Source organism: Mesorhizobium sp. M0518 (assembly GCF_040321125.1).
Classification (GTDB): Bacteria; Pseudomonadota; Alphaproteobacteria; order Rhizobiales; family Rhizobiaceae; genus Mesorhizobium.
In genome coordinates this window covers 137684-156455 of the sequence record NZ_JAMYQY010000007.1, presented here as the reverse complement: position 1 = coordinate 156455, position 18772 = coordinate 137684, and the positions used below count along the sequence as shown (strand labels likewise).

20 protein-coding genes are annotated in these 18772 nt (G+C 63.5%); 14 read left to right on the top strand and 6 right to left on the bottom strand.

Going from position 1 to position 18772, the window contains the following annotated elements:
* Positions 1 to 98: 98 nt before the first annotated feature.
* Positions 99 to 668, top strand: coding sequence for a NifU family protein (locus NKI66_RS12545; protein ID WP_023811631.1), 570 nt, complete (start codon positions 99 to 101; stop codon positions 666 to 668).
* Positions 669 to 781: 113 nt separating this feature from the next.
* Here NKI66_RS12545 and NKI66_RS12540 read toward each other — a convergent pair whose 3' ends face one another.
* Positions 782 to 1399 carry a L,D-transpeptidase gene (locus tag NKI66_RS12540; RefSeq protein WP_013528066.1) on the bottom strand — a complete coding sequence of 206 codons (618 nt, stop codon included), beginning with the start codon at positions 1397 to 1399 and terminating at the stop codon, positions 782 to 784.
* 226 nt (positions 1400 to 1625) lie between these two features.
* On the opposite strand from NKI66_RS12540, the gene cueR reads away from it, so the two are divergent.
* From cueR to NKI66_RS12510, 6 genes are all read left to right on the top strand, one after another.
* The gene (gene cueR / locus NKI66_RS12535) at positions 1626 to 2048 is read left to right on the top strand and encodes a Cu(I)-responsive transcriptional regulator (protein ID WP_023811630.1); all 423 of its coding nucleotides are present in this window, start codon (positions 1626 to 1628) and stop codon (positions 2046 to 2048) included.
* Between the two features lie 59 nt (positions 2049 to 2107).
* Entirely contained in the window at positions 2108 to 2278 is a 171-nt protein-coding gene (locus NKI66_RS12530) for a hypothetical protein (RefSeq protein WP_352751767.1), read from the top strand.
* Between the two features lie 53 nt (positions 2279 to 2331).
* A complete protein-coding gene (locus NKI66_RS12525; protein WP_352751765.1) occupies positions 2332 to 2538 on the top strand; it encodes a hypothetical protein in 207 nt (68 codons plus the stop codon).
* A 948-nt stretch (positions 2539 to 3486) separates the two neighbouring features.
* On the top strand, positions 3487 to 3819 hold the full coding sequence (locus NKI66_RS12520; RefSeq protein WP_352673406.1) for an SMR family transporter: 333 nt from the start codon (positions 3487 to 3489) through the stop codon (positions 3817 to 3819).
* Positions 3820 to 4145: 326 nt separating this feature from the next.
* The gene (locus tag NKI66_RS12515) at positions 4146 to 4334 is read left to right on the top strand and encodes a hypothetical protein (protein ID WP_127289952.1); all 189 of its coding nucleotides are present in this window, start codon (positions 4146 to 4148) and stop codon (positions 4332 to 4334) included.
* A gap of 93 nt (positions 4335 to 4427) precedes the next feature.
* On the top strand, positions 4428 to 4928 hold the full coding sequence (locus NKI66_RS12510; RefSeq protein WP_023811626.1) for an MmcB family DNA repair protein: 501 nt from the start codon (positions 4428 to 4430) through the stop codon (positions 4926 to 4928).
* Between the two features lie 16 nt (positions 4929 to 4944).
* Here NKI66_RS12510 and nhaA read toward each other — a convergent pair whose 3' ends face one another.
* From nhaA to NKI66_RS12485, 5 genes are all read right to left on the bottom strand, one after another.
* Positions 4945 to 6153: a Na+/H+ antiporter NhaA gene (nhaA, locus tag NKI66_RS12505; protein WP_023811625.1), complete on the bottom strand. Its 1209-nt coding sequence runs from the start codon at positions 6151 to 6153 to the stop codon at positions 4945 to 4947.
* Positions 6154 to 6216: 63 nt separating this feature from the next.
* A complete protein-coding gene (locus NKI66_RS12500; protein ID WP_013528072.1) occupies positions 6217 to 6780 on the bottom strand; it encodes an ActR/PrrA/RegA family redox response regulator transcription factor in 564 nt (187 codons plus the stop codon).
* Between the two features lie 85 nt (positions 6781 to 6865).
* Positions 6866 to 8197: an ActS/PrrB/RegB family redox-sensitive histidine kinase gene (locus NKI66_RS12495; RefSeq protein ID WP_128302879.1), complete on the bottom strand. Its 1332-nt coding sequence runs from the start codon at positions 8195 to 8197 to the stop codon at positions 6866 to 6868.
* 26 nt (positions 8198 to 8223) lie between these two features.
* Positions 8224 to 10809 (bottom strand): ATP-dependent helicase HrpB, encoded by a 2586-nt coding sequence (gene hrpB, locus NKI66_RS12490; protein WP_352751763.1) that lies wholly within the window; start codon positions 10807 to 10809, stop codon positions 8224 to 8226.
* A gap of 47 nt (positions 10810 to 10856) precedes the next feature.
* Complete coding sequence (locus tag NKI66_RS12485; protein ID WP_127289944.1) at positions 10857 to 11747, bottom strand: DMT family transporter; 891 nt, start codon at positions 11745 to 11747, stop codon at positions 10857 to 10859.
* 28 nt (positions 11748 to 11775) lie between these two features.
* On the opposite strand from NKI66_RS12485, the gene NKI66_RS12480 reads away from it, so the two are divergent.
* From NKI66_RS12480 to NKI66_RS12450, 7 genes are all read left to right on the top strand, one after another.
* Complete coding sequence (locus tag NKI66_RS12480; RefSeq protein WP_352751761.1) at positions 11776 to 12465, top strand: PIG-L deacetylase family protein; 690 nt, start codon at positions 11776 to 11778, stop codon at positions 12463 to 12465.
* Between the two features lie 277 nt (positions 12466 to 12742).
* Positions 12743 to 14074, top strand: a complete 1332-nt coding sequence (locus NKI66_RS12475) for an ABC transporter substrate-binding protein (RefSeq protein ID WP_352751759.1) — start codon at positions 12743 to 12745, stop codon at positions 14072 to 14074.
* A 110-nt stretch (positions 14075 to 14184) separates the two neighbouring features.
* Positions 14185 to 15132, top strand: a complete 948-nt coding sequence (locus NKI66_RS12470) for a carbohydrate ABC transporter permease (protein WP_352751757.1) — start codon at positions 14185 to 14187, stop codon at positions 15130 to 15132.
* Positions 15129 to 16079, top strand: a complete 951-nt coding sequence (locus tag NKI66_RS12465; RefSeq protein ID WP_352551118.1) for a carbohydrate ABC transporter permease — start codon at positions 15129 to 15131, stop codon at positions 16077 to 16079. Before NKI66_RS12470 ends, NKI66_RS12465 begins: the two co-directional genes overlap by 4 nt.
* A gap of 343 nt (positions 16080 to 16422) precedes the next feature.
* On the top strand, positions 16423 to 16626 hold the full coding sequence (locus NKI66_RS12460) for a hypothetical protein (protein WP_352751755.1): 204 nt from the start codon (positions 16423 to 16425) through the stop codon (positions 16624 to 16626).
* A gap of 2 nt (positions 16627 to 16628) precedes the next feature.
* Positions 16629 to 17741 carry an ABC transporter ATP-binding protein gene (locus NKI66_RS12455; RefSeq protein ID WP_352751753.1) on the top strand — a complete coding sequence of 371 codons (1113 nt, stop codon included), beginning with the start codon at positions 16629 to 16631 and terminating at the stop codon, positions 17739 to 17741.
* Positions 17734 to 18747 carry an ABC transporter ATP-binding protein gene (locus NKI66_RS12450; protein WP_352612511.1) on the top strand — a complete coding sequence of 338 codons (1014 nt, stop codon included), beginning with the start codon at positions 17734 to 17736 and terminating at the stop codon, positions 18745 to 18747. The genes NKI66_RS12455 and NKI66_RS12450 overlap by 8 nt, the downstream gene beginning before the upstream one ends.
* Positions 18748 to 18772: the final 25 nt, after the last annotated feature.

Below are 18772 nucleotides of genomic sequence, written 5' to 3'. Positions count from 1 at the left end.
CGAGCTGTTCCGGCGATGCGTTTCGCTTGAATGTCCAGCCAATTGAGCCTATTTAGAATTGTTCCAAACTAGATGCCCAAACGGGCACGGAGACGGCCATGTTCATCCAGACTGAATCGACGCCAAACCCGGCGACGCTGAAATTCCTGCCCGGCAAGGAAGTGCTTCTGGAAGGCACCGCCGATTTCCGCGATGCCGACAGTGCCGCCGTCGCCTCGCCGCTGGCCGGCCGGCTGTTCGAAATTCCTGGCGTCACCGGCGTTTTCTTCGGTTATGACTTCATCACCGTGACCAAGGATGGCCCCGACTGGCAGCATTTGAAGCCGGCGATCCTCGGCGCCATCATGGAGCATTTCATGTCCGGCGCGCCCGTCATGGCCAAAGCCGGCCCGGCCGCCGAGACCAGCCAGACCGGTGAGTTCTACGACAAGGCCGACGAGGAGTTGGTCATCACCATCAAGGAACTGCTCGATACACGGGTGCGCCCCGCGGTCGCCCAGGATGGCGGCGACATCACTTTCCGCGGCTTCGAGAACGGCACGGTGTTCCTGCACATGAAGGGCGCCTGCGCCGGCTGCCCGTCCTCGACGGCGACGCTGAAGCACGGCATCCAGAACCTTCTGCGCCATTTCGTGCCGGAAGTGCAGCAGGTCGAGCAGGTCTCGTAGAGACCTCCTTCTCGACGCATTAGAGGCAAACAACAAAAAACCGGGCCGAATTGCCCGGTTTTCTGCTTGGGACGTCCGTTGTTGCCTAGACGGTCCGCGTACGAAAACTGCCTCTAGAGAACGATGACCTTGGCGCCGACCGAGGCGCGGTCATAGAGGTCGATAATGTCCTGATTCATTAGGCGGATGCAGCCAGATGACATAGCCTTGCCGATCGAATTCCACTCCGGGCTGCCATGCAGGCGATAGCCTGAATCACCGCCCTTGTTGAACAGGTACATGGCGCGCGCGCCGAGCGGGTTCTTCAGGCCCGGCTCCATGCCGCCGGCAAACTTTTCCAATTCCGGCTGGCGCTGGATCATCTGCCTCGGCGGCGTCCAGGTCGGCCATTCGCGCTTGAGCGCAATGTGGGCGGTGCCATGCCACTCGAAGCCCTCGCGGCCGACGCCGATGCCGTAGCGAATGGCCCTGCCGTCGCCCTCGATGAAGTAGAGGAACTTGTTCTGCGTATCGACGATGATCGTGCCCGGCTTTTCCGGGCTGTCGTAGTTCACTTCCTGCCGATGGTACTTCATCGGCACTTTCTCGATCGGGATGCGCGGTAGCTGATAACCGGCGTCGGTGACCGCGCCGTAGTCGTTGGAGAAGATCTGCGAGCCGATGGTGCTGCAACCGGCGATAGCAGTGGAGAGCGCCAGTGCGGCGATGATTGCAAACGACTTCATGCGCATCAGGTGATCCGGTGCCCCGCCCAAATTCGGCGGCACGAGTCGGCCGCTCTCTCATCGTCATTCATGCTGGCATTTGCTTTGCTTGCCAAGCGCGCGATGCCTATATGCCTGCCTTGACGTACCGGTAAGCGTATCACTATGGCATTTTGGCAACAGGACTCACAGGATTGTGAAGCAAATTCAATGGGCCTGCTCCATGGGCTCCTGGAAATCGAGGAGAACCGTCATGAATGTCGGTGACGCCGCCCACCGCTCCGGCCTGCCGGCCAAGACTATCCGCTACTATGAAGAGATCGGCCTGATCGCCCCGGCGCGGGCCGCCAACGGCTACCGCGATTATTCCGGAGACGACATCCATCGGCTGGCCTTCCTGCGCCGCGCGCGCAATCTCGGCTTTTCCATCGACGATTGCCGCCAGTTGATGGCGCTTTACCAGGATCGCAGCCGCGCCAGCCACAACGTGCGCGAAATCGCCGCCGCCCATGTCACGGCGATCGAGGAGAAAGTGCGCGAGTTGCAGTCGATGCGCTCGACGCTGCAGAAACTGATCCATGCCTGCCACGGCGACGAAAGGCCGGATTGTCCGATCCTTGATGACATGGCGGGAGCGGCGTTGCTCAGCGACAGGGGCACCTCTGCGGCTGCATAATGACCCTACGTCGACGAGGCCCGACGCCTGGTCGACTCCTGCCGGGAGGACGTCCACAAATGGTCTCGATGAGCGTCGAACTGCGCAATATGGGGGGCACGCAGGCGGCCATGGGCTGGGTCGGCGGCCACACGATCATCGTCGACCGGCCCGAAGGCAAGGCCGGCGGCATGGGCCTGGGCTTCAATGGCGGCCAGCTGCTCGCCCTGGCGATCGGCGGCTGCTTCTGAACGACCTTCGCTACGTTGCCGAGGAAATGGGCATAACGCTCAACAAGATCGCCGTGACCGTGACGCTGAACCTCGAAGGCAAGCCTTTGCTCGCGACTTCGTCAACCATGACGGTTTCCTGCACGACGCTGGACGGCTCCGACCCGGCGGAGATCATCACAAGGGCCGCGGCGATTTCCACGGTCAGCAACTCCCTGCGCCAGGGCGTGCCGGTGAGCATCGAAACGGACGCAACGGCGACCGGCTTGTCGGAGGAATGATCCCCGGGAACAGGCGCATTTGGCCGCGTGGATTGTCAGAGATCGCTAAATAGGCCCACCGCCGGCACGGCAGAGCGATTGATCCAATTTTCTTCGGCATCTGGGCGCGTCAATCTGACGCGCTATGTCTTCCCTTGTTGCAATGATCAACGATGGAGATTGGCATGGATCGGCGATTGTTTCTGACTGGAATGCTTGGGCTGGCAGGGGCTGCGACCGTCGTCGCAATCGCGCGTCCTGCCACCGCCTTGGCCGGCATCCCCAATACGGGGCCCGGCATTCTCGATGAGCTCGACAAACCGTCCGACGACATTCTCGACCCGGATGGTCCCGATGTCCAGGACGGCGTCGAGTTCGTGCGGCACCGCAGGTGGCACCGCCGCCGTCGTCGACGCGGGTGGAGGCGGGTTTGCCGTCGCTATTGGCGCCACGGTTCCTGGCGCCGCAGGTGTTTCCGCAGATCCTTCTGGATCCACTTCTGACGAGACCTGCAACGCGAAGGTCCCGGAGTCCGCCGACGCCTTCGCTATCGCTGCAGGCTTGAACCCAATCGGTAAAAAAGGCCCGCCGCCCCTCGGCAGCGGGCAGGTCCTGGAGTGCCGGGGGATCAACCCGGCATGGGTCAACGAGCGGGTCACCGGTTGGTTGCAGGGATCGGCCCGGTAGCCTTCCTTTGGGTGGACCGCCACCGGGCCTGACCGGAGCGGGGTGTATTGGGGGAGCCCCGGCTGCTTCGAAAATATCACCTTTCACTTATATTCTCTCTAGCTAATTAACAGGAGCGACGCAGCCCGGAGTGTAGCTGGGTGGCCTCATCGGACAGGCGCGCGCCCTTGCAATCGACGAGACCCTGCGCCGCTCGCGGCGAGGCACGATCACGGGAAGTGAACGTGACGCCATCGTAGCGTTCTGATCATTAGATGCCTCCCGCCACTGGAGGTTCATCGAATGCCAGCTTATGCCATTCTTGCCCTGGCTATTGTCGGTGAGGTCATCGCGACCAGCGCGATGAAGGCCTCGGAAGGCTTCACCAGGCTTGGCCCGTCGATGTTGGTGCTGCTCGGTTACGCCACGGCGTTTTTCTTTCTGTCCCAGGTGCTGGACCGCATACCGGTCGGCGTTGCCTATGCAGTATGGGCGGGCGGCGGCATTGTTCTGGTCGCGCTGGTCGCTTGGATTGTCTACGGGCAACGGCCCGACGTGGCAGGTTTTGTCGGCATGGGCCTGATCTTGGCTGGAGTGCTGGTTTTAAACCTGCTGTCCAAAACGGGCGTTCATTGAGGTCCGACAACTACACGATCGCCTACATAAAGGCGGTTATATATTTGACAGGCCTAACGCCAAAATGGCCGGCGCAGGTTGCCGGATGAATGATGATCCGCGCCGGCCACTGCGGCTTCTTTGAGGGGTTGCCGCCTGCCGGGAGCTAGAGCGCGCGAATTGGCCGGCAATTGAGGCCCAGCCGCTTGGTTAAAAACGTACAGTGAATCCTTATTGAAGCCACCTCACAGCGTATTAAAATCCCAAGGTCACCGGCTACGGGTTAACGGCGCACCGGTGGTTGAGAGTAACGCTAAGCTCCCGCCCTTATGGATGGGAGGTTGGCCATGTCTCAGTTCGATAGCTCGGTATCGGCTTTTGACTGCGATATTTTGCGCAGCGCGTTCATAAAAATCGTCATCCAGAAGAACATTCCAGAGGACAAATGGCGGGCCGAGGCCGAGCTTTTGATCCGGGAGTATACGGATAGCGACGACATTGAGCCCGGTTTAGCGGAATGGATCGCGCGGAAGTAGCCCGCGATGAAAGAGTGGAAGCCCGACGATTACCTGAAAGCGCCCACATAAAACAGGTTCAAACCGTGAACAGAATCTGGCATGGTGCCTGGCATGCCGATCATCTCCCCCATCCCCATCAATCCTCTCATCGACGGCCGCCAGTCCGAACGCGCCATGCTGGTGCGGCGCGGCGTACAGCGGCTGCTCATGGATATGGGCGCACATGTGTTGCCCGAGCTGTCGCTGGCCACGGGCCGCCGCGCCGACCTCGTCGCGCTGACCCGGCAGGGCGATATCTGGATAATCGAGATCAAATCCTCGATCGAGGATTTCAGGGTCGACCGCAAATGGCCCGACTACCGGCTGCATTCCGACCGCTTCTTCTTCGCCACCCATCCCGGCGTGCCCTCGGAAATCTTTCCGCAGGAATGCGGCTTCATCCTTTCCGACGGCTATGGCGCCGAGATCCTGCGCGATGCGCCCGAGCACCGCATGGCAGCGGCAACGCGCAAGGCGCTGATGCTGCGGGTCGCGCGGGCCGGCGCTTCGCGGCTGCTGGCGGCAGAGCTTGCCGGCGTGTCGGTGCCGGCGCTGGAGGGTGAGAGCGAGTAACGGCCCGTCCTTCAGTCTATGACCGGCTCTGCTCTTCATCGTCCTCCACGCCACCCTTGGCGGGCGCCATGAGCAGCACGGCAGCACCCAGAATGGCGGCGATGAAGGAGCCGGCGAGGATGCCGACCTTGACCGCGTCCTGCAGCGCCACGTCGCCGGCGAAGGCGAGCAGGCCGATGAACAGGCTCATGGTGAAGCCGATGCCGCACAGCAGCGATATGCCGATCATGTGCGTCCAGCCGGCATTGGCGGGCAGGTCGGCAAGACCGAGCCGGATCGCAAGTGCCGAGGAGCCGAACACGCCGACCAGCTTGCCAACCACCAGGCCGGCGGCGACACCCAGCGTCAACGGCTCGATCAGCGCACTGACGCTGAGGCCGGCCAGCGAAACGCCGGCATTGGCAAAGCCGAAGATCGGGATGACGACGAAGGCCACAATCTTGTGCAGGCCGTGCTCGAGCCGGTGCAGCGGCGAATGGTCGAGATCGTGGCCAATGCCGGCGGAGCGCTCAAGCGGGATGGTCAGCGCCAGCGCCACGCCGGCGAGCGTGGCATGGACGCCGGATTTCAGCACCAGCATCCACAAGATGACGCCGAGCACGAGATAGGGAACCAGCGTCATCACCCGCATGCGGTTGAGCACGACAAGCGCGGCAATGACGGCGAAGGCAGCACCCAGATAAGCCAGCGACAGGCCGCTGGTGTAGAAGATGGCGATGATGATGACGGCACCGAGGTCGTCGATGATCGCCAGTGCTGTGAGGAACACCTTCAGCGAAGCCGGCACGCGGCTGCCGAGCAGCGACAGCACGCCGAGCGCGAAAGCGATGTCGGTGGCGGTCGGGATCGCCCAGCCGGACAGGGCGGCCGCATTGTCGCGGTTGACGGCCACATAGACGAGTGCGGGAACCACCATGCCGCCGGCGGCTGCAATGCCGGGCAGCACGCGCCGGGGCCAGGTGGAGAGCTGGCCGTCCAGCATCTCGCGCTTGATCTCCAGTCCGACGAGCAGGAAGAACACCGCCATCAGCCCGTCATTGACCCAATGCGAGACGCTGAGCGGGCCGAGATAGGCGTGGAGCGCGGAGAAATAGGTTTCGGCGAGCGGCGAATTGGCGACGATCAGGGCCAGTGCCGCCGCCACCATCAGGATGATGCCGCCAGCCGCTTCACTATCGAGGAATTCGCGGAAGACGGAAACCGGCCGATGCTTCAAGTCCTGCATGTCGCCTCCGTCATGCCGTCTGTTTTGGCGGGCTTCGATCCCGCAAGATGGCAAACGGCGGCCTTAACGCGGCGCCCGCTTGGCCAGTATGCGCTGCAAGGTGCGGCGATGCATGTTGAGCCGGCGCGCTGTCTCGGAGACGTTGCGCTCGCACATCTCATAGACGCGCTGGATATGTTCCCAACGGACGCGGTCGGCCGACATCGGGTTTTCAGGCGGCGCCGCGCGCTCGCCGGCGGTGCGGGTGAGTGCCGCGAAGATATCATCGGCGTCGGCGGGCTTGGAGAGATAATCGACCGCACCGAGCTTCACCGCGGTCACCGCGGTGGCGATGTTGCCATAGCCGGTCAGGATGATGGTGCGGGAATCCTCGCGCTTTTCGCGGATGGCCGCGACCACGTCGAGGCCGTTGCCGTCGCCGAGCCGCATGTCGACCACGGCGTAGGCGGGTGGATTGGCGCGCGCCTTGGCAACCGCCTCCTCGACGCTCTCGGCCGTCTCGACCACGAAGCCCCTGGCTTCCATGGCGCGGGCCAGACGCGTGAGGAACGGCTTGTCGTCATCGACGACAAGCAGCGAGGTGTCCTCGCCTTCAACCATTGCGCCAATATTCTCGTCGCCTGTCATAGTCTCAAAATTCCTGCTGCCTTAATTTTACGCAAATATAGTTCCTGAGCCTCCTTGTCCAATTTTTAGAGGTCCTTAAAGGCTCTCAGGCGGTGTCGAACATGCTGGCCGAAGTGATTTCCGGATTGAGGAACACACCACGAGGCCACGATATCTGGACCATGGCGCCCTCGCCCAGGCCGCTCGAATTGCGGAAATCGAGCACGGCACCAGAGCGTTCGAGCAGGGTCTTGGCGATGAACAGGCCGAGGCCCAGACCGCCGCCGGTTTCATTACCCTGGCGCGTCGACATATAGGGCTCGCCGATGCGGTCGATGATCTCGGCCGGAAAGCCGGGGCCGTCATCGATGATCGAGAAGGTGACGGTGGCCTCGTCCCAGCTCCAGCGCACGGTGACGCTTTTGCGGGCAAAATCGACGGCGTTCTCGACCAGGTTGCCGAGGCCGTAGATGACGCCCGGATTGCGTCGCCCGACCGGCTCGGGGCCGATGCGTTCGCCCGGCCGAAGCTTGATCGAGATGCCGAAGTCCCGGTGCGGCGCGGTGACCTCCTCCACCAGCGAAGTCAATGGCAACCGCGAAAGATGCGCCTCGCCCTCGGAGGACAGGCTGGTCAGCCGCTTGAGAATCTCGCGGCAACGCTCGCTCTGCGAACGCAACAGCGTCACGTCTTCCCCGTATTTCGGATCCTTGCCGAGCGCCTTTTCCATCTCCTTGGCGACAAGCGCGATGGTGGCGAGCGGCGTGCCGAGCTCGTGCGCGGCCGCGGCGGCCAGCCCGTCGAGTGCCGAAAGGTGCTGTTCGCGCTGCAGCACGAGCTCGGTTGCGGCGAGCGCATTGGCCAGAAGCCGGGCTTCGGCGGCCACCCGGAAGGCGTATATGGCGGTGAAGGCGATCGAGGACAGCACCGCCATCCACATGCCGGCGACATAGAGAAAAGGCATCGCCAGCGGCGCGTCCTCATGCCAGGGCAGCGGCAGATGGACAAAGACCAGAAAGGTCGCCGCCGACATGACCAGCCCGCCGAGGATGGCGGTCAGGCGCAGGGGCAGCGATGTCGCCGAAATGACGACAGGCACGGTCATCAGCAGCGAGAACGGATTGGTGAGGCCGCCGGTCATGTAGAGCAGGCCGGCAAGCTGCAGGCTGTCGAAGATGAGGATGCCGAAGGCCGCAAGCGGCGTGAGCCGGTGCGCCGCCGGAAAGCGAAAGGCTAGAAACAGGTTCATCCAGGCCGAACAGGCGATCAGGGCAAAGCAGAGGCTGACCGGCAGCGGAAACTTCAGCCCATAGGCGACGACGAGCACCGTCAGGCTCTGACCGACAATGGCAAGCCAGCGCAACCGGATCAGCGTGTTGAGGCGCAGTCTCTGGCTCTGCTGGAAATCGGGCGAACGCAAAACGTTGATCATGGCCATGGATTACAGCCGTAGGACCAGGAACGCTAGGTCCCGCGCGGTTTGGCGCGGGCGGTGGCGGCGGCGAGCAGCGGGTTTTCCGGCCAGACATGCTTGGGATAGCGGCCGCGCATGTCGGCGCGCACATCGGCCCAGGAGCCGCGCCAGAAGCCGGGCAGGTCGCGCGTCGTCTGGATTGGCCGGTGCGCCGGCGACAGGAGTTCGAGCGTCAGCGGCACACTGCCATTGGCGATGGCGGGATGGCGGTCGAGGCCGAACAGCTCCTGCACGCGAACCGCCAGCACCGGCCATTCGCCGTCATAGCGGATCGGCACATGGCTGCCCGACGGGGCATCGAAATGGGTCGGCGCCAGCGTATCGATCCTGCGCTGCAGATCGTGCGGCACGAGGCTGGCCAGTCCGGCCGAGACAACGCCCGCATCGATGGCGGCAAACGATGCCGCGCCGGCGAGGTAAGGCAGCAGCCAGTCGTCGAGGCGCTCGATGAGGGCGGCATCCGCCATGTCGGGCCAGGGCGCGCCAAGGCCGCGATGCAGCCAGCCAAGCCGCTGGCGCAGCGTTTGCGCCTCCTTGCTCCAATTCAGCAGCGACAGCCCGTGCTGGCGCACCGCATCGAGGACGGCGCGGTCGGCGTCGGGCCCCGTTGGCGGCGGCAGCATGCGTTCGGCGAGCGTGATGGCGCCAAGGCGCACGGTTTCACGCACACGCACGGCGCGCTTGTCGCGGTCGAAGCTCGTTTCGCGGCGGACCTCGATCCTGTCCGCCAGCGCAGCGCGGACATCGTCCTCGCCGATCGCCGCCGCCGCCGTGATGCGCGCATTCTGTGCCTTGCCCTGCAGGTCGGCGACGACCAGAAACGGCTCGCCCGCCAGCGGATCGCCGGCGTCGAGCATGGCGCCGGAGCCGTTGGCCAGCACGAAACGACCACGCTCGCCACGCGCCTTCGCCACCCGATCCGGCCAGGCGTGGACGAGCAGGGGACCGGCTGACTTACCCTCCCCCTTGTGGGGAGGGTCGGCGAGCGCGCCTTGCGCAGCAAGGCGCGGGAGACGGGGTGGGGGTGCAGCGCTCGGCCTACCCCCACCCCGCTCCGCTTCGCGGATCGACCCTCCCCACAAGGGGGAGGGTGAAGAGGTGCCGGCCTGCCGCGCCAGCCGTTCGGCGAGCTGCTTGGCGGCGGTAGCGCGCGGAGATCTTTCCCCGCGAAAGCGCATCAGCCGTCGCTCCAGATCGGCGCCGTCGCCACCAAGACCCCGTTCGGTGAGCAGCACGGCAAGCATCGCCGCCTCGAAGGCATGGCCGCTCCGGGCTGCCTCGGCAACCATGTGCGCCAACCGCACCGGCAGAGCGAGCTTGCGCATCGCTGCACCCGCCTCCGTCAGGCGCCCCGTCTCGTCGATGGCGTCCAGCGCGCGCAACAGCCCCTTTGCCTCATTAAGGGCCGGAACAGGCGGCGGATCGAGAAAAGCGAGCCCTGCCGGATCGGCAACGCCAAAGGCAGCGCAATCGAGCAGCAGTCCGGACAGATCGGCCTCGAGGATTTCCGGCGGCGTGAAAGTGGGAAGTGCAGCCGTCTGCTCGGCCCGCCACAGCCGGATGGCGACGCCTGGCTGCGTGCGTCCGGCACGGCCGGCGCGCTGGTCGGCGGAAGCCTTGCTGACGCGCACGGTTTCGAGCCGGGTGAGGCCGCTGGCCGGTTCGTAGCGCGGCAGGCGCGACAGGCCCGAATCGATGACGACGCGCACGCCGTCGATGGTGATCGAGGTCTCGGCGATCGAGGTGGCCAGCACCACCTTGCGGCGGCCTGCCGGCGGCGGCTTGATCGCGGCGTCCTGCGCCTTGCCGTCGAGCATGCCGTAGAGCGGCACGATGTCGGTATCGGTGCCGACCTTGCCGGCCAGCCGTTCGGCGGTGCGCTCGATCTCGCGCTGGCCGGGCAGGAAGGCAAGCACGCTGCCGCTTTCGTCGGCAAGGGCGGCGCGGATCGCCTTGGCCATCGCATCCTCGATGGCGATGCCGGCGGGACGCTCGTCATAGCGGATGTCGACAGGGAAGGCGCGACCCTCGCTCTCGATCACCGGCGCGCCCGACATGAGTTTGGCGACACGTGCGCCGTCGAGCGTCGCCGACATCACAGCTAAGCGCAGATCCGGCCTGAGCGCCCCTTGCACGTCGAGGGCCAGAGCGAGACCGAAATCGCCGTCGAGCGAGCGCTTGTGGAATTCGTCGAAGATCACAGCCGAAACGCCGGGCAATTCGGGATCGTCGAGGATCATCCGCGCCAGCACGCCTTCGGTGACGACCACGATCCTGGTCTTTGCCGAAATGCGGTTTTCCATGCGCATGGCATAGCCGACGGTGGCGCCGGGCTCCTCACCAAGCAATTCAGCCATGCGGCGAGCGGCGGCGCGGGCGGCGAGGCGGCGCGGTTCAAGCAGGATGATCTTGCCGGCGCCGAGCCAAGGCGCGTCAAGCAGCGCCAGCGGCACCAGCGTCGTCTTGCCGGCGCCCGGCGGCGCCACCAGCACGGCTCTGTTGCCAAGGCCGAGCGCTTCGCGCAGCGCCGGCAGCACGGCGGATACAGGAAGCTCCGGCAGGGGTTTTGTGGTCATGGCGCCCGCATATCAGCGGTTACGGCCACGGCGCAACCAGAGACGGTTCAAAGCCGGGTGCGCGAAAACGGGTTCCAGCGCACGGTGCCCAGCCGCGCTTCCTCACGCACCATGGTCAACAGGCCGGCGCCGCCAACGACCGCCAGGCCAACCAGCGACAGTCCGTCCGGATATTCCTGGAAAAACAACGCGCCGAGGATCACCGCCCAGGCGATCTGCGAATAATGCGTCGGCGCGACGCGGTTGGCAGGCGCGTATTTCATGGCCAGCAGTTGAAGGAATTGTCCGCCCGCGGTGAAGGCACCGGCCATCACCAGCCACAGCAACTGCTTTCCGCTGGGAACAGTGAAGGCGGTGGCGGCGGCACCGATGCCGTTGAACAGCAGTCCGCAACCGACCAGCACGCCGAGCATGGTGGTGCGCTTTTCCTGCTGCGCCAGCGAGCGCATCAGGATGACGCTGGTGGCGGCGAGGAAGGCAACGCCGAAGGCAGCAAGATGGCCGAGATTGAGCTCGCGAAAGCCAGGCCGCACCACCAGCATGACTCCGGCAAAACCGGCGACCACCGCCAGCCAGCGCCAGGGGCCGACCTTCTCCTTGAGGATCACCGTGGAGAGGATGGTGACGCAGAGCGGCGCCAGGAAGATCAGCGCATAGGACTCGGCCAGCGGAATGGTGGTGAAGGCGTAGACGCTGAGAACGCCGGAAGCGATGCCCGCCCAGGCGCGCGCCTGCACCGCCCATGGCCTTTTGGTGCGCCAGAAATCGCGCCAGCGTTCGCCCGCAGGTCGCGTGAAGAACAGGAAGAAGCCCGCGAACAAGGTTATGAAAAAGCCGATCTCGAAGATCGTGAGCTGACCGCCCAGGCTTTTGACAACGGCATCGCTGCCCGAATAGCTTGCGTAGGCGATCAGGGCGAGCAGGATTCCGTTCGTCACGTTGTTCCAGTTCCGGGGAGAGAGTGATTTGAAAATCCTAGCGCTCGGTGCGCATCCGGACGACATCGAGATCTTCATGTTCGGTACGATGGCCGCCTATGCCGCGCAAGGCGCAGAGCTCACTTTTGCCATGGCCACGGATGGTGCCAGGGGCGGCACGAGTGATCCCGCTGTTCTCGCTCGTGTCCGTCGCGATGAAGCAACGGCCGCGGCCGCGCTGGTAGGCGCAATGCCACGCTTCCTGGACTTTCCGGACGGCGAGTTGGTGGCCGATGCGGCGCTGATCGGAGCTCTGAAAGCACTGATCGGTCAAACCGGCCCGGATCTGGTGATCACGCATGCGCCCAACGACTATCACGCCGACCATCGCGCGCTGTCGGACGGCGTGCGCATCGCGGCGTCTTTCACTGTCCCGGTGCTGCATGCCGACACGATGGGCGGCACCGGTTTTTCGCCGACGCACTACGTCGACATTTCCGCGTACGCCGACGTCAAGTCGCAGGCGATCCGCATGCATCAGTCGCAGGATCCCGACCGCTTCGTCGACATTGCGCGGACACAGAACGCCTTTCGCGCCGGCCAGTGCAACAGCGCGCAAGGCTCATCGGCCGAAGCGTTCCGTTTCGAACCGTCGTTCCCGTTCGCCGATATCCGCGCGCTGCTGCCGCCGGCGCCGCCGATCCGCAAGGTGATGGTGAGCACCAGAAGGGTCGATTGAAAGCCGAGGCTGCCCCACGTCCTGGTCAGAATCGGCCCGAGCAGCTTCGGTAAGCCGACCAGCGGCCCGCGCTTTTCCCAACGTTTTCAGACATCGCCATAAGCATGCTGCGGCGCAGCAACGAATTCGCTTGCCTTGTTTAGTAAAAATTGCATCACTAAACAAATTACTAAACATCCGCAGCGTAATCGCGCCGCCATGTTTGGGCCCCTGAGGAGAGGGGTTGAGGGCTTTTTGAAACCGTCATCCGGGCGCGTTTCGCAAATGGGAGGAAGGCATGAAATCGAGCTTGAAACTGGCGTTGGGACTGACCTCGGCGATCACAGCGTCGACAGCCGTCTCGAACGTCGCGCACGCTGAAGACCTGACGCTGTGCTGGGCCGCCTGGGACCCGGCCAACGCGCTTGTCGAACTGTCCAAGGATTTTACCAAGGAAACCGGCATCGGCATGAAATTCGAGTTCGTGCCGTGGACCAACTATGCCGACCGTTTTCTCAACGAGCTGAACTCGCACGGCAAGCTGTGCGACCTGATCATCGGCGACAGCCAGTGGATCGGCGGCTCGGCCGAGAACGGCCATTACGTCAAGCTGAACGACTTCTTCGACAAGGAGAAGATCAGCATGGACGATTTCGTGCCGGCAACCGTCGTCGGCTATTCGGAATGGCCGAAGAACACGCCGAACTACTGGGCGCTGCCGGCCATGGGCGACGTCGTCGGCTGGACCTACCGCAAGGACTGGTTCTCCAAGCCGGAGCTGCAGAAGGAATTCAAGGAGAAGTACGGCTGGGATCTCGGCCCGCCGACCACCTTCGACCAGCTGAAGCAGGTCGCCGAGTTCTTCCAGAAGCGTGAGATCGACGGCAAGACCGTCTACGGCGCCTCGATCTACACCGAGCGCGGCTCTGAAGGCATCACCATGGGCGCCATGGACGTGCTCTACAGCTATGGCTTCCAGTACGAAAACCCCAAGAAGCCCTACGAAATGGAAGGCTTTGTCAACTCCGACAAGTCGGTGAAGGGCCTGGAGTTCTACAAGGCGCTCTATGATTGCTGCACGCCGCCCGGCGCGTCGAACAGCTACATGGGCGAAGGCGTCGATGCCTTCAAATCCGGTCAGGTGGCGATGCACATGAACTTCGCCTTCACATGGCCGGGCCTGCAGAAGGACGAGAATGTCGGCGGCGACAAGATCGGCTACTTCGTCAACCCGAAGGGGCCTGACGGCGAGCAATTCGCGCAGCTCGGCGGCCAGGGTATCTCCGTGGTGTCCTATTCCGACAAGCAGGAGGCGGCGCTGAAATACATCAAGTGGTTCGCCAACAAGGACGTGCAGTCCAAGTGGTGGTCGCTCGGCGGTTATTCCTGCCTCAACGCGGTGGTCAAGGATCCGGGCTTCCCGGCCAGCCAGCCCTACGCGCAGACCTTCCTCGACTCGATGGCCATCGTGAAGGACTTCTGGGCCGAACCGAGCTACGCACCGTTGCTGCAGGCTTCGCAGAAGCGCTTCCATGACTATGTCGTGGCCGGCCAGGGTTCGGCCAAGGATGCGCTAGACGGCCTGGTCAAGGACTGGACGCAGGTCTTCCAGGACGATGGCAAGATGTAATCGGCTCCTCCCGAGCTAGGGCCCTAGCGTCCCGTGCCGCCCTTGGCACGGGACGCAGTTCAGATAAATTCCATGACAGAGACGACCAAGTGACCGAAGCAGGACTCACCATGCTCAATCGGACCGCGGAGAACGTTGTTCGGGCGACCCCGGAGCCGTTGGCCCGCAAAGTCCGGGGCATCAGCGACAAGGGCCTCGCCTGGCTGTTCATCTCGCCGACGATCCTGTTGCTGCTGGCCATCAACATCTTTCCGCTGTTCTGGGCGATCTATCTGTCGTTCACCAACTACCGGGCCAACCGCCCGAACGAGGTGGTGAAGAATCTCGGGCTCGCCAACTACCAGCGCATCCTCGGCGATAAGGATATCTGGATCGCCATGCAGACGACGGCGCATTTCGTGTTCTGGACCATCCTGCTGCAGACGCTGATCGGCTTCACGCTGGCCTGGCTGATCGACCGGAAGTTCCGTGGCCATGCCTTCTGGACGACGCTGATCCTGGTGCCGATGATGCTGTCGCCGGCGGTGGTCGGCAATTTCTGGCGCTTCCTCTACGAGCCGCAGATCGGCCTGTTCGCCTACGCGATCTCCTTCGTCACGAGGATCCCGCCAACCGATATCCAGATGCTCTCCAACGTGTCGCTGGCGCCGTGGTCGATCATCATCGTCGACACCTGGATGTGGACGCCTTACGTGATGCTGATCTGCCTCGCGGGCTTACGCTCCATCCCCGAATACATCTATGAGGCGGCCGAGGTCGACCGCGCCTCGAACTGGCGGCAATTCTGGTCGATCACGCTACCGATGGCGCTGCCCTTCATCATGCTGGCGGTGCTGTTTCGCGGCATCGAGAACTTCAAGATGTTCGACATGGTCAATTTGTTGACCGGCGGCGGGCCGGGCTCGACCACCGAGGTCGCCTCGATAACGCTGAAGCGGCAGGCTTTCGAAAGCTGGCGCACCGGCTATTCATCGGCCTTCGCCATCATTCTTTTCGTGGCGGTGTTCGGCCTCGCCAACATCTACGTCAAGGCGCTCAACAAGGTGAAGCAGAGATGAGCCTGACCACAGCCCACTCGGTCGTCGCACCGAGCAGCAATTCGAAGCGGATCGCCGGCGCGATCATCATTGCCTATGCGCTGATCTCGATCGTGCCGCTGTTGTGGATCTTCGCCACCAGCTTCAAGACGCCGCCGGATTCGATCGCCTATCCGCCCAAGATCCTGTTCCAGCCCAGCCTCGAGGGCTACTGCAATCTGTTCACGACGCGGACCCGGCAGACGCCGGAATACATCAACTCGCTGGGCCCGGCGACGGGCTTCTGCGACGAGACCACGCGCAAGCGCAACATGGTGATCGCCGGCCCGTCCAACTTCCTGCCGCGCTTCGTCAATTCGCTGATCATCGCCTTCGGCTCGACCTTTTGCGCCGTGTTCCTCGGCACGCTCTCGGCCTATGGCTTCTCGCGCTTCAAGGTGCCGCTCGCCGACGACCTTTTGTTCTTCATCCTGTCGACGCGCTTCATGCCGCCGATCGCCGTCGCCATTCCGATCTACCTAATGTACCGCGAGCTTGGCCTGTCCGACACCGCGCTTGGCATGATCCTGCTCTACACGGCAGTCAATGTTTCGCTGGCGGTGTGGCTGCTGAAAGGCTTCATCGACGAAATCCCGCGCGAGTACGAAGAGGCGGCGATGATCGACGGCTATACGCGGCTGCAGGCCTTCTGGCGCACCGTGCTGCCGCAGGCGACCACGGGCATTGCAGCGACCGCCATCTTCTGCCTGATCTTCGCCTGGAACGAGTATGCCTTCGCAGCGCTTCTGACCTCCGGCACGGCGCAGACCGCGCCGCCCTTCATCCCGACCATCATCGGCGAAGGCGGCCAGGACTGGCCGGCGGTCGCAGCCGGCACGACGATCTTCCTGGTGCCGATCCTGGTCTTCACCATCCTGCTTCGCAAGCAATTGCTGCGCGGCATCACCTTCGGCGCGGTGCGCAAATGATTGATGTGGGAATAAGAGGCCGCCGGTGTCACCGTTTACCCTCTCCTCGTTCACGGCTACGGGATCGACACATTTGCGAACGCTTAGCATTTAGCGAGAGCGTGCATGGCAAGCAGGCACGTGTATCGTCTCGCGCCGCGTCAGGTCGACCCCCACTCCGTCGAGCTTCGCTCGACACCTCTCCCCCGATCGACGGGGTAGAGGAAGGGCGCGAACTTAATTCAGCCAGGCTCCCTTCCTCTCCCTCCGGAGGGGGGAGAGGTGGCGCTGCGAAGCAGCGACGGAGTGGGGGAACCACCTGGCAGCCATCTCTCCCTTTGGACGTGGAAAAGGAAGGCTACGTATGACGCGCGCCGCCATCTCCAGGAAATCATCATGGCCTCGCTGGGCACGGCGCGGGCTGATGGAAAACATCGCGACGGCGCTGATCGCCATCGGCTTCCTGATGCTATTCCAGCCCTTCGTGCTGTCGCTCTACACCTACTCCTTCATCACCATGCTCGCCGGCACCGTGATGTTCATCATCGTCTCGAAATTCCCGGAATAATCATGGCCGAAATCCGCGTCCAGCACCTGAGAAAGGCCTTCGGCGATTTCGTCGCCGTGCAGGATTCCAACTTCGTTGTCGAGGATGGCGAGTTCTTCGTCATGCTCGGCCCGTCCGGCTGCGGCAAGACGACGACCTTGCGCATGATCGCGGGGCTCGAATTGCCGACCGGCGGCCAGATCCTGCTCGGCGGCGACGACGTCACCATGCTGCGGGCCCGCGAGCGCGACATCGCCTTCGTCTTCCAGCTCTTCGCGCTCTATCCGCACATGAATGTGCGCAAGAACATCGGCTTCCCGCTCCTGGCGCAAGGCATGCCTTCGGCCGAAATCCGCACCCGTGTCGAGGAGACGGCGAAGCTGCTGCGCATCGACCATCTGCTCAACAAATCCGTCTCCGGCCTGGCCGGCGGCGACCGCCAGCGCGTCGCGCTCGGCCGCGCCATCGTGCGGCGGCCAAAATGCTTCCTGATGGATGAGCCGCTGGGGACCCTTGATACCGAATTCCGCGATCTAATGGTCCATGAACTGCGCGAACTGCACAACCGCATCCGTGCCACGACGGTCTATGTCACGCATGATCAGATGGAAGCGATGTCGATGGCCGACAAGATCGCGGTGATGAACCATGGCATCATCGAACAGTTCGGAAGCCCACGCGAAATCTACGACCGCCCGGCGACCATGTTCGTTGCCGACTTCATCGGCTCGCCGCCGATGAATTTTCTGGGTTTTGGCGGCGGGCTGGCCAAAGGCGCCAGGGAGATCATCGTGCAAGGTGCGAAGGTCGCGGTGCCGGAGGTGCGAGAGGACATCGCACCCAGCGACATGGCCCTTGGCATCCGCCCGGAGCACATACGCTTCGACGACGCCTCCAAGCTGCGCGGCGCCATCTATGGCACCGAATATCTCGGCACCACGCAGATCGTCGCAGTCGAAACGGCGGACGGTATCATCAAGGCACGCGTGCCGGCCGAAATCCGGCTCTCCACCGGCGACCATGTCGGCCTGACGCTGAGCAGCGCGCGGCTATCGCTGTTCGAGAAGGGATCGGGCCGCGCGGTGAGAACCGCAATCCATGATGTCGCCTCGGAGCGGAGGACCCAGCATGGCTGAGGTGCACATCAAGAACGTGACCAAGAGTTTCGGCGATCATGCCGCCGTCAACGGCCTCGATCTGCATATATCAGATGGCGAGTTCGTCGTGCTGCTCGGGCCGACGGGGGCAGGCAAGACGACGACGCTGCGGCTCATCGCCGGTTTGGAACGGCCGGATTCCGGCATGATCGAGATTGGGGGCCACAATGCCACGACACTGTCGCCGGCCGAGCGCGACACGGCCTTCGTTTTCCAGCAATATTCGCTCTATCCCCACCTCTCGGTGTTCGACAATCTCGCCTTCCCGCTGCGCTCGCCGGCGCGGAAAATGCCGGAAGACCAGATCCGCCGCCGGGTCGAGGAGGTGGCCAGGATGGTGCGCATCCATCACAAGCTCGCCAATCGCTCGACCAAGCTTTCGGGCGGCGAAATGCAGCGCGTTGCCATCGGCCGGGCGCTGGTGCGCAAGCCTTCGATCTACCTGATGGACGAGCCGCTGTCGTCGCTCGATGCCAAGCTGCGCGGCGATCTCAGGCTCGAGCTGAAGCGCATCCAGACCGAACTCGGCGCCACCATGCTTTATGTCACGCATGATCAGATCGAGGCGATGACCATGGCCGACCGTATCGGCATCCTTGCCGATGGCGTGCTGGTGCAGATCGGTTCGCCGCGCACCATCTATTCCGAGCCGGCAAACCTGCATGTCGCGGCAAGGCTCGGCCAGCCGGCGATCAATCTTCTGCCAACCGGACTGCTGCCTGACGGCGGCGCACCGGCCGGGACCAAGACGATCGGCGCGCGCACCGAACATCTTTCGATCGCGAAGGCCGCGAATGGTCACGCCGACGGCGTTGTCGACTGGGTGGAGCATCTCGGTGATCAGAACCATTTGCATGTGACGGTAGGGACCAAGAAACTGGTGACGCTGACCGATCCCGACACGGATCTGGCGCAGGGCGACAGAGTGGTGATCCGCTACCGGGCGCCGCTGTATTTCGACGCCGATGGACAGCGATTGATGTGAGCGGTTTTCGGTGATTCAGCACCGG

What these genes read in the sequence shown, in the direction of transcription:
- NKI66_RS12545 (WP_023811631.1), top strand. Translation starts at nt 99, where the DNA reads ATGTTCATCCAGACTGAATCGACGCCAAACCCGGCGACGCTGAAATTC.
- NKI66_RS12540 (WP_013528066.1), bottom strand. Translation starts at nt 1,399, where the DNA reads ATGCGCATGAAGTCGTTTGCAATCATCGCCGCACTGGCGCTCTCCACT.
- cueR (WP_023811630.1), top strand. Translation starts at nt 1,626, where the DNA reads ATGAATGTCGGTGACGCCGCCCACCGCTCCGGCCTGCCGGCCAAGACT.
- NKI66_RS12530 (WP_352751767.1), top strand. Translation starts at nt 2,108, where the DNA reads ATGGTCTCGATGAGCGTCGAACTGCGCAATATGGGGGGCACGCAGGCG.
- NKI66_RS12520 (WP_352673406.1), top strand. Translation starts at nt 3,487, where the DNA reads ATGCCAGCTTATGCCATTCTTGCCCTGGCTATTGTCGGTGAGGTCATC.
- NKI66_RS12515 (WP_127289952.1), top strand. Translation starts at nt 4,146, where the DNA reads ATGTCTCAGTTCGATAGCTCGGTATCGGCTTTTGACTGCGATATTTTG.
- NKI66_RS12510 (WP_023811626.1), top strand. Translation starts at nt 4,428, where the DNA reads ATGCCGATCATCTCCCCCATCCCCATCAATCCTCTCATCGACGGCCGC.
- nhaA (WP_023811625.1), bottom strand. Translation starts at nt 6,153, where the DNA reads ATGCAGGACTTGAAGCATCGGCCGGTTTCCGTCTTCCGCGAATTCCTC.
- NKI66_RS12500 (WP_013528072.1), bottom strand. Translation starts at nt 6,780, where the DNA reads ATGACAGGCGACGAGAATATTGGCGCAATGGTTGAAGGCGAGGACACC.
- NKI66_RS12495 (WP_128302879.1), bottom strand. Translation starts at nt 8,197, where the DNA reads ATGGCCATGATCAACGTTTTGCGTTCGCCCGATTTCCAGCAGAGCCAG.
- hrpB (WP_352751763.1), bottom strand. Translation starts at nt 10,809, where the DNA reads ATGACCACAAAACCCCTGCCGGAGCTTCCTGTATCCGCCGTGCTGCCG.
- NKI66_RS12475 (WP_352751759.1), top strand. Translation starts at nt 12,743, where the DNA reads ATGAAATCGAGCTTGAAACTGGCGTTGGGACTGACCTCGGCGATCACA.
- NKI66_RS12470 (WP_352751757.1), top strand. Translation starts at nt 14,185, where the DNA reads ATGCTCAATCGGACCGCGGAGAACGTTGTTCGGGCGACCCCGGAGCCG.
- NKI66_RS12465 (WP_352551118.1), top strand. Translation starts at nt 15,129, where the DNA reads ATGAGCCTGACCACAGCCCACTCGGTCGTCGCACCGAGCAGCAATTCG.
- NKI66_RS12460 (WP_352751755.1), top strand. Translation starts at nt 16,423, where the DNA reads ATGACGCGCGCCGCCATCTCCAGGAAATCATCATGGCCTCGCTGGGCA.
- NKI66_RS12455 (WP_352751753.1), top strand. Translation starts at nt 16,629, where the DNA reads ATGGCCGAAATCCGCGTCCAGCACCTGAGAAAGGCCTTCGGCGATTTC.
- NKI66_RS12450 (WP_352612511.1), top strand. Translation starts at nt 17,734, where the DNA reads ATGGCTGAGGTGCACATCAAGAACGTGACCAAGAGTTTCGGCGATCAT.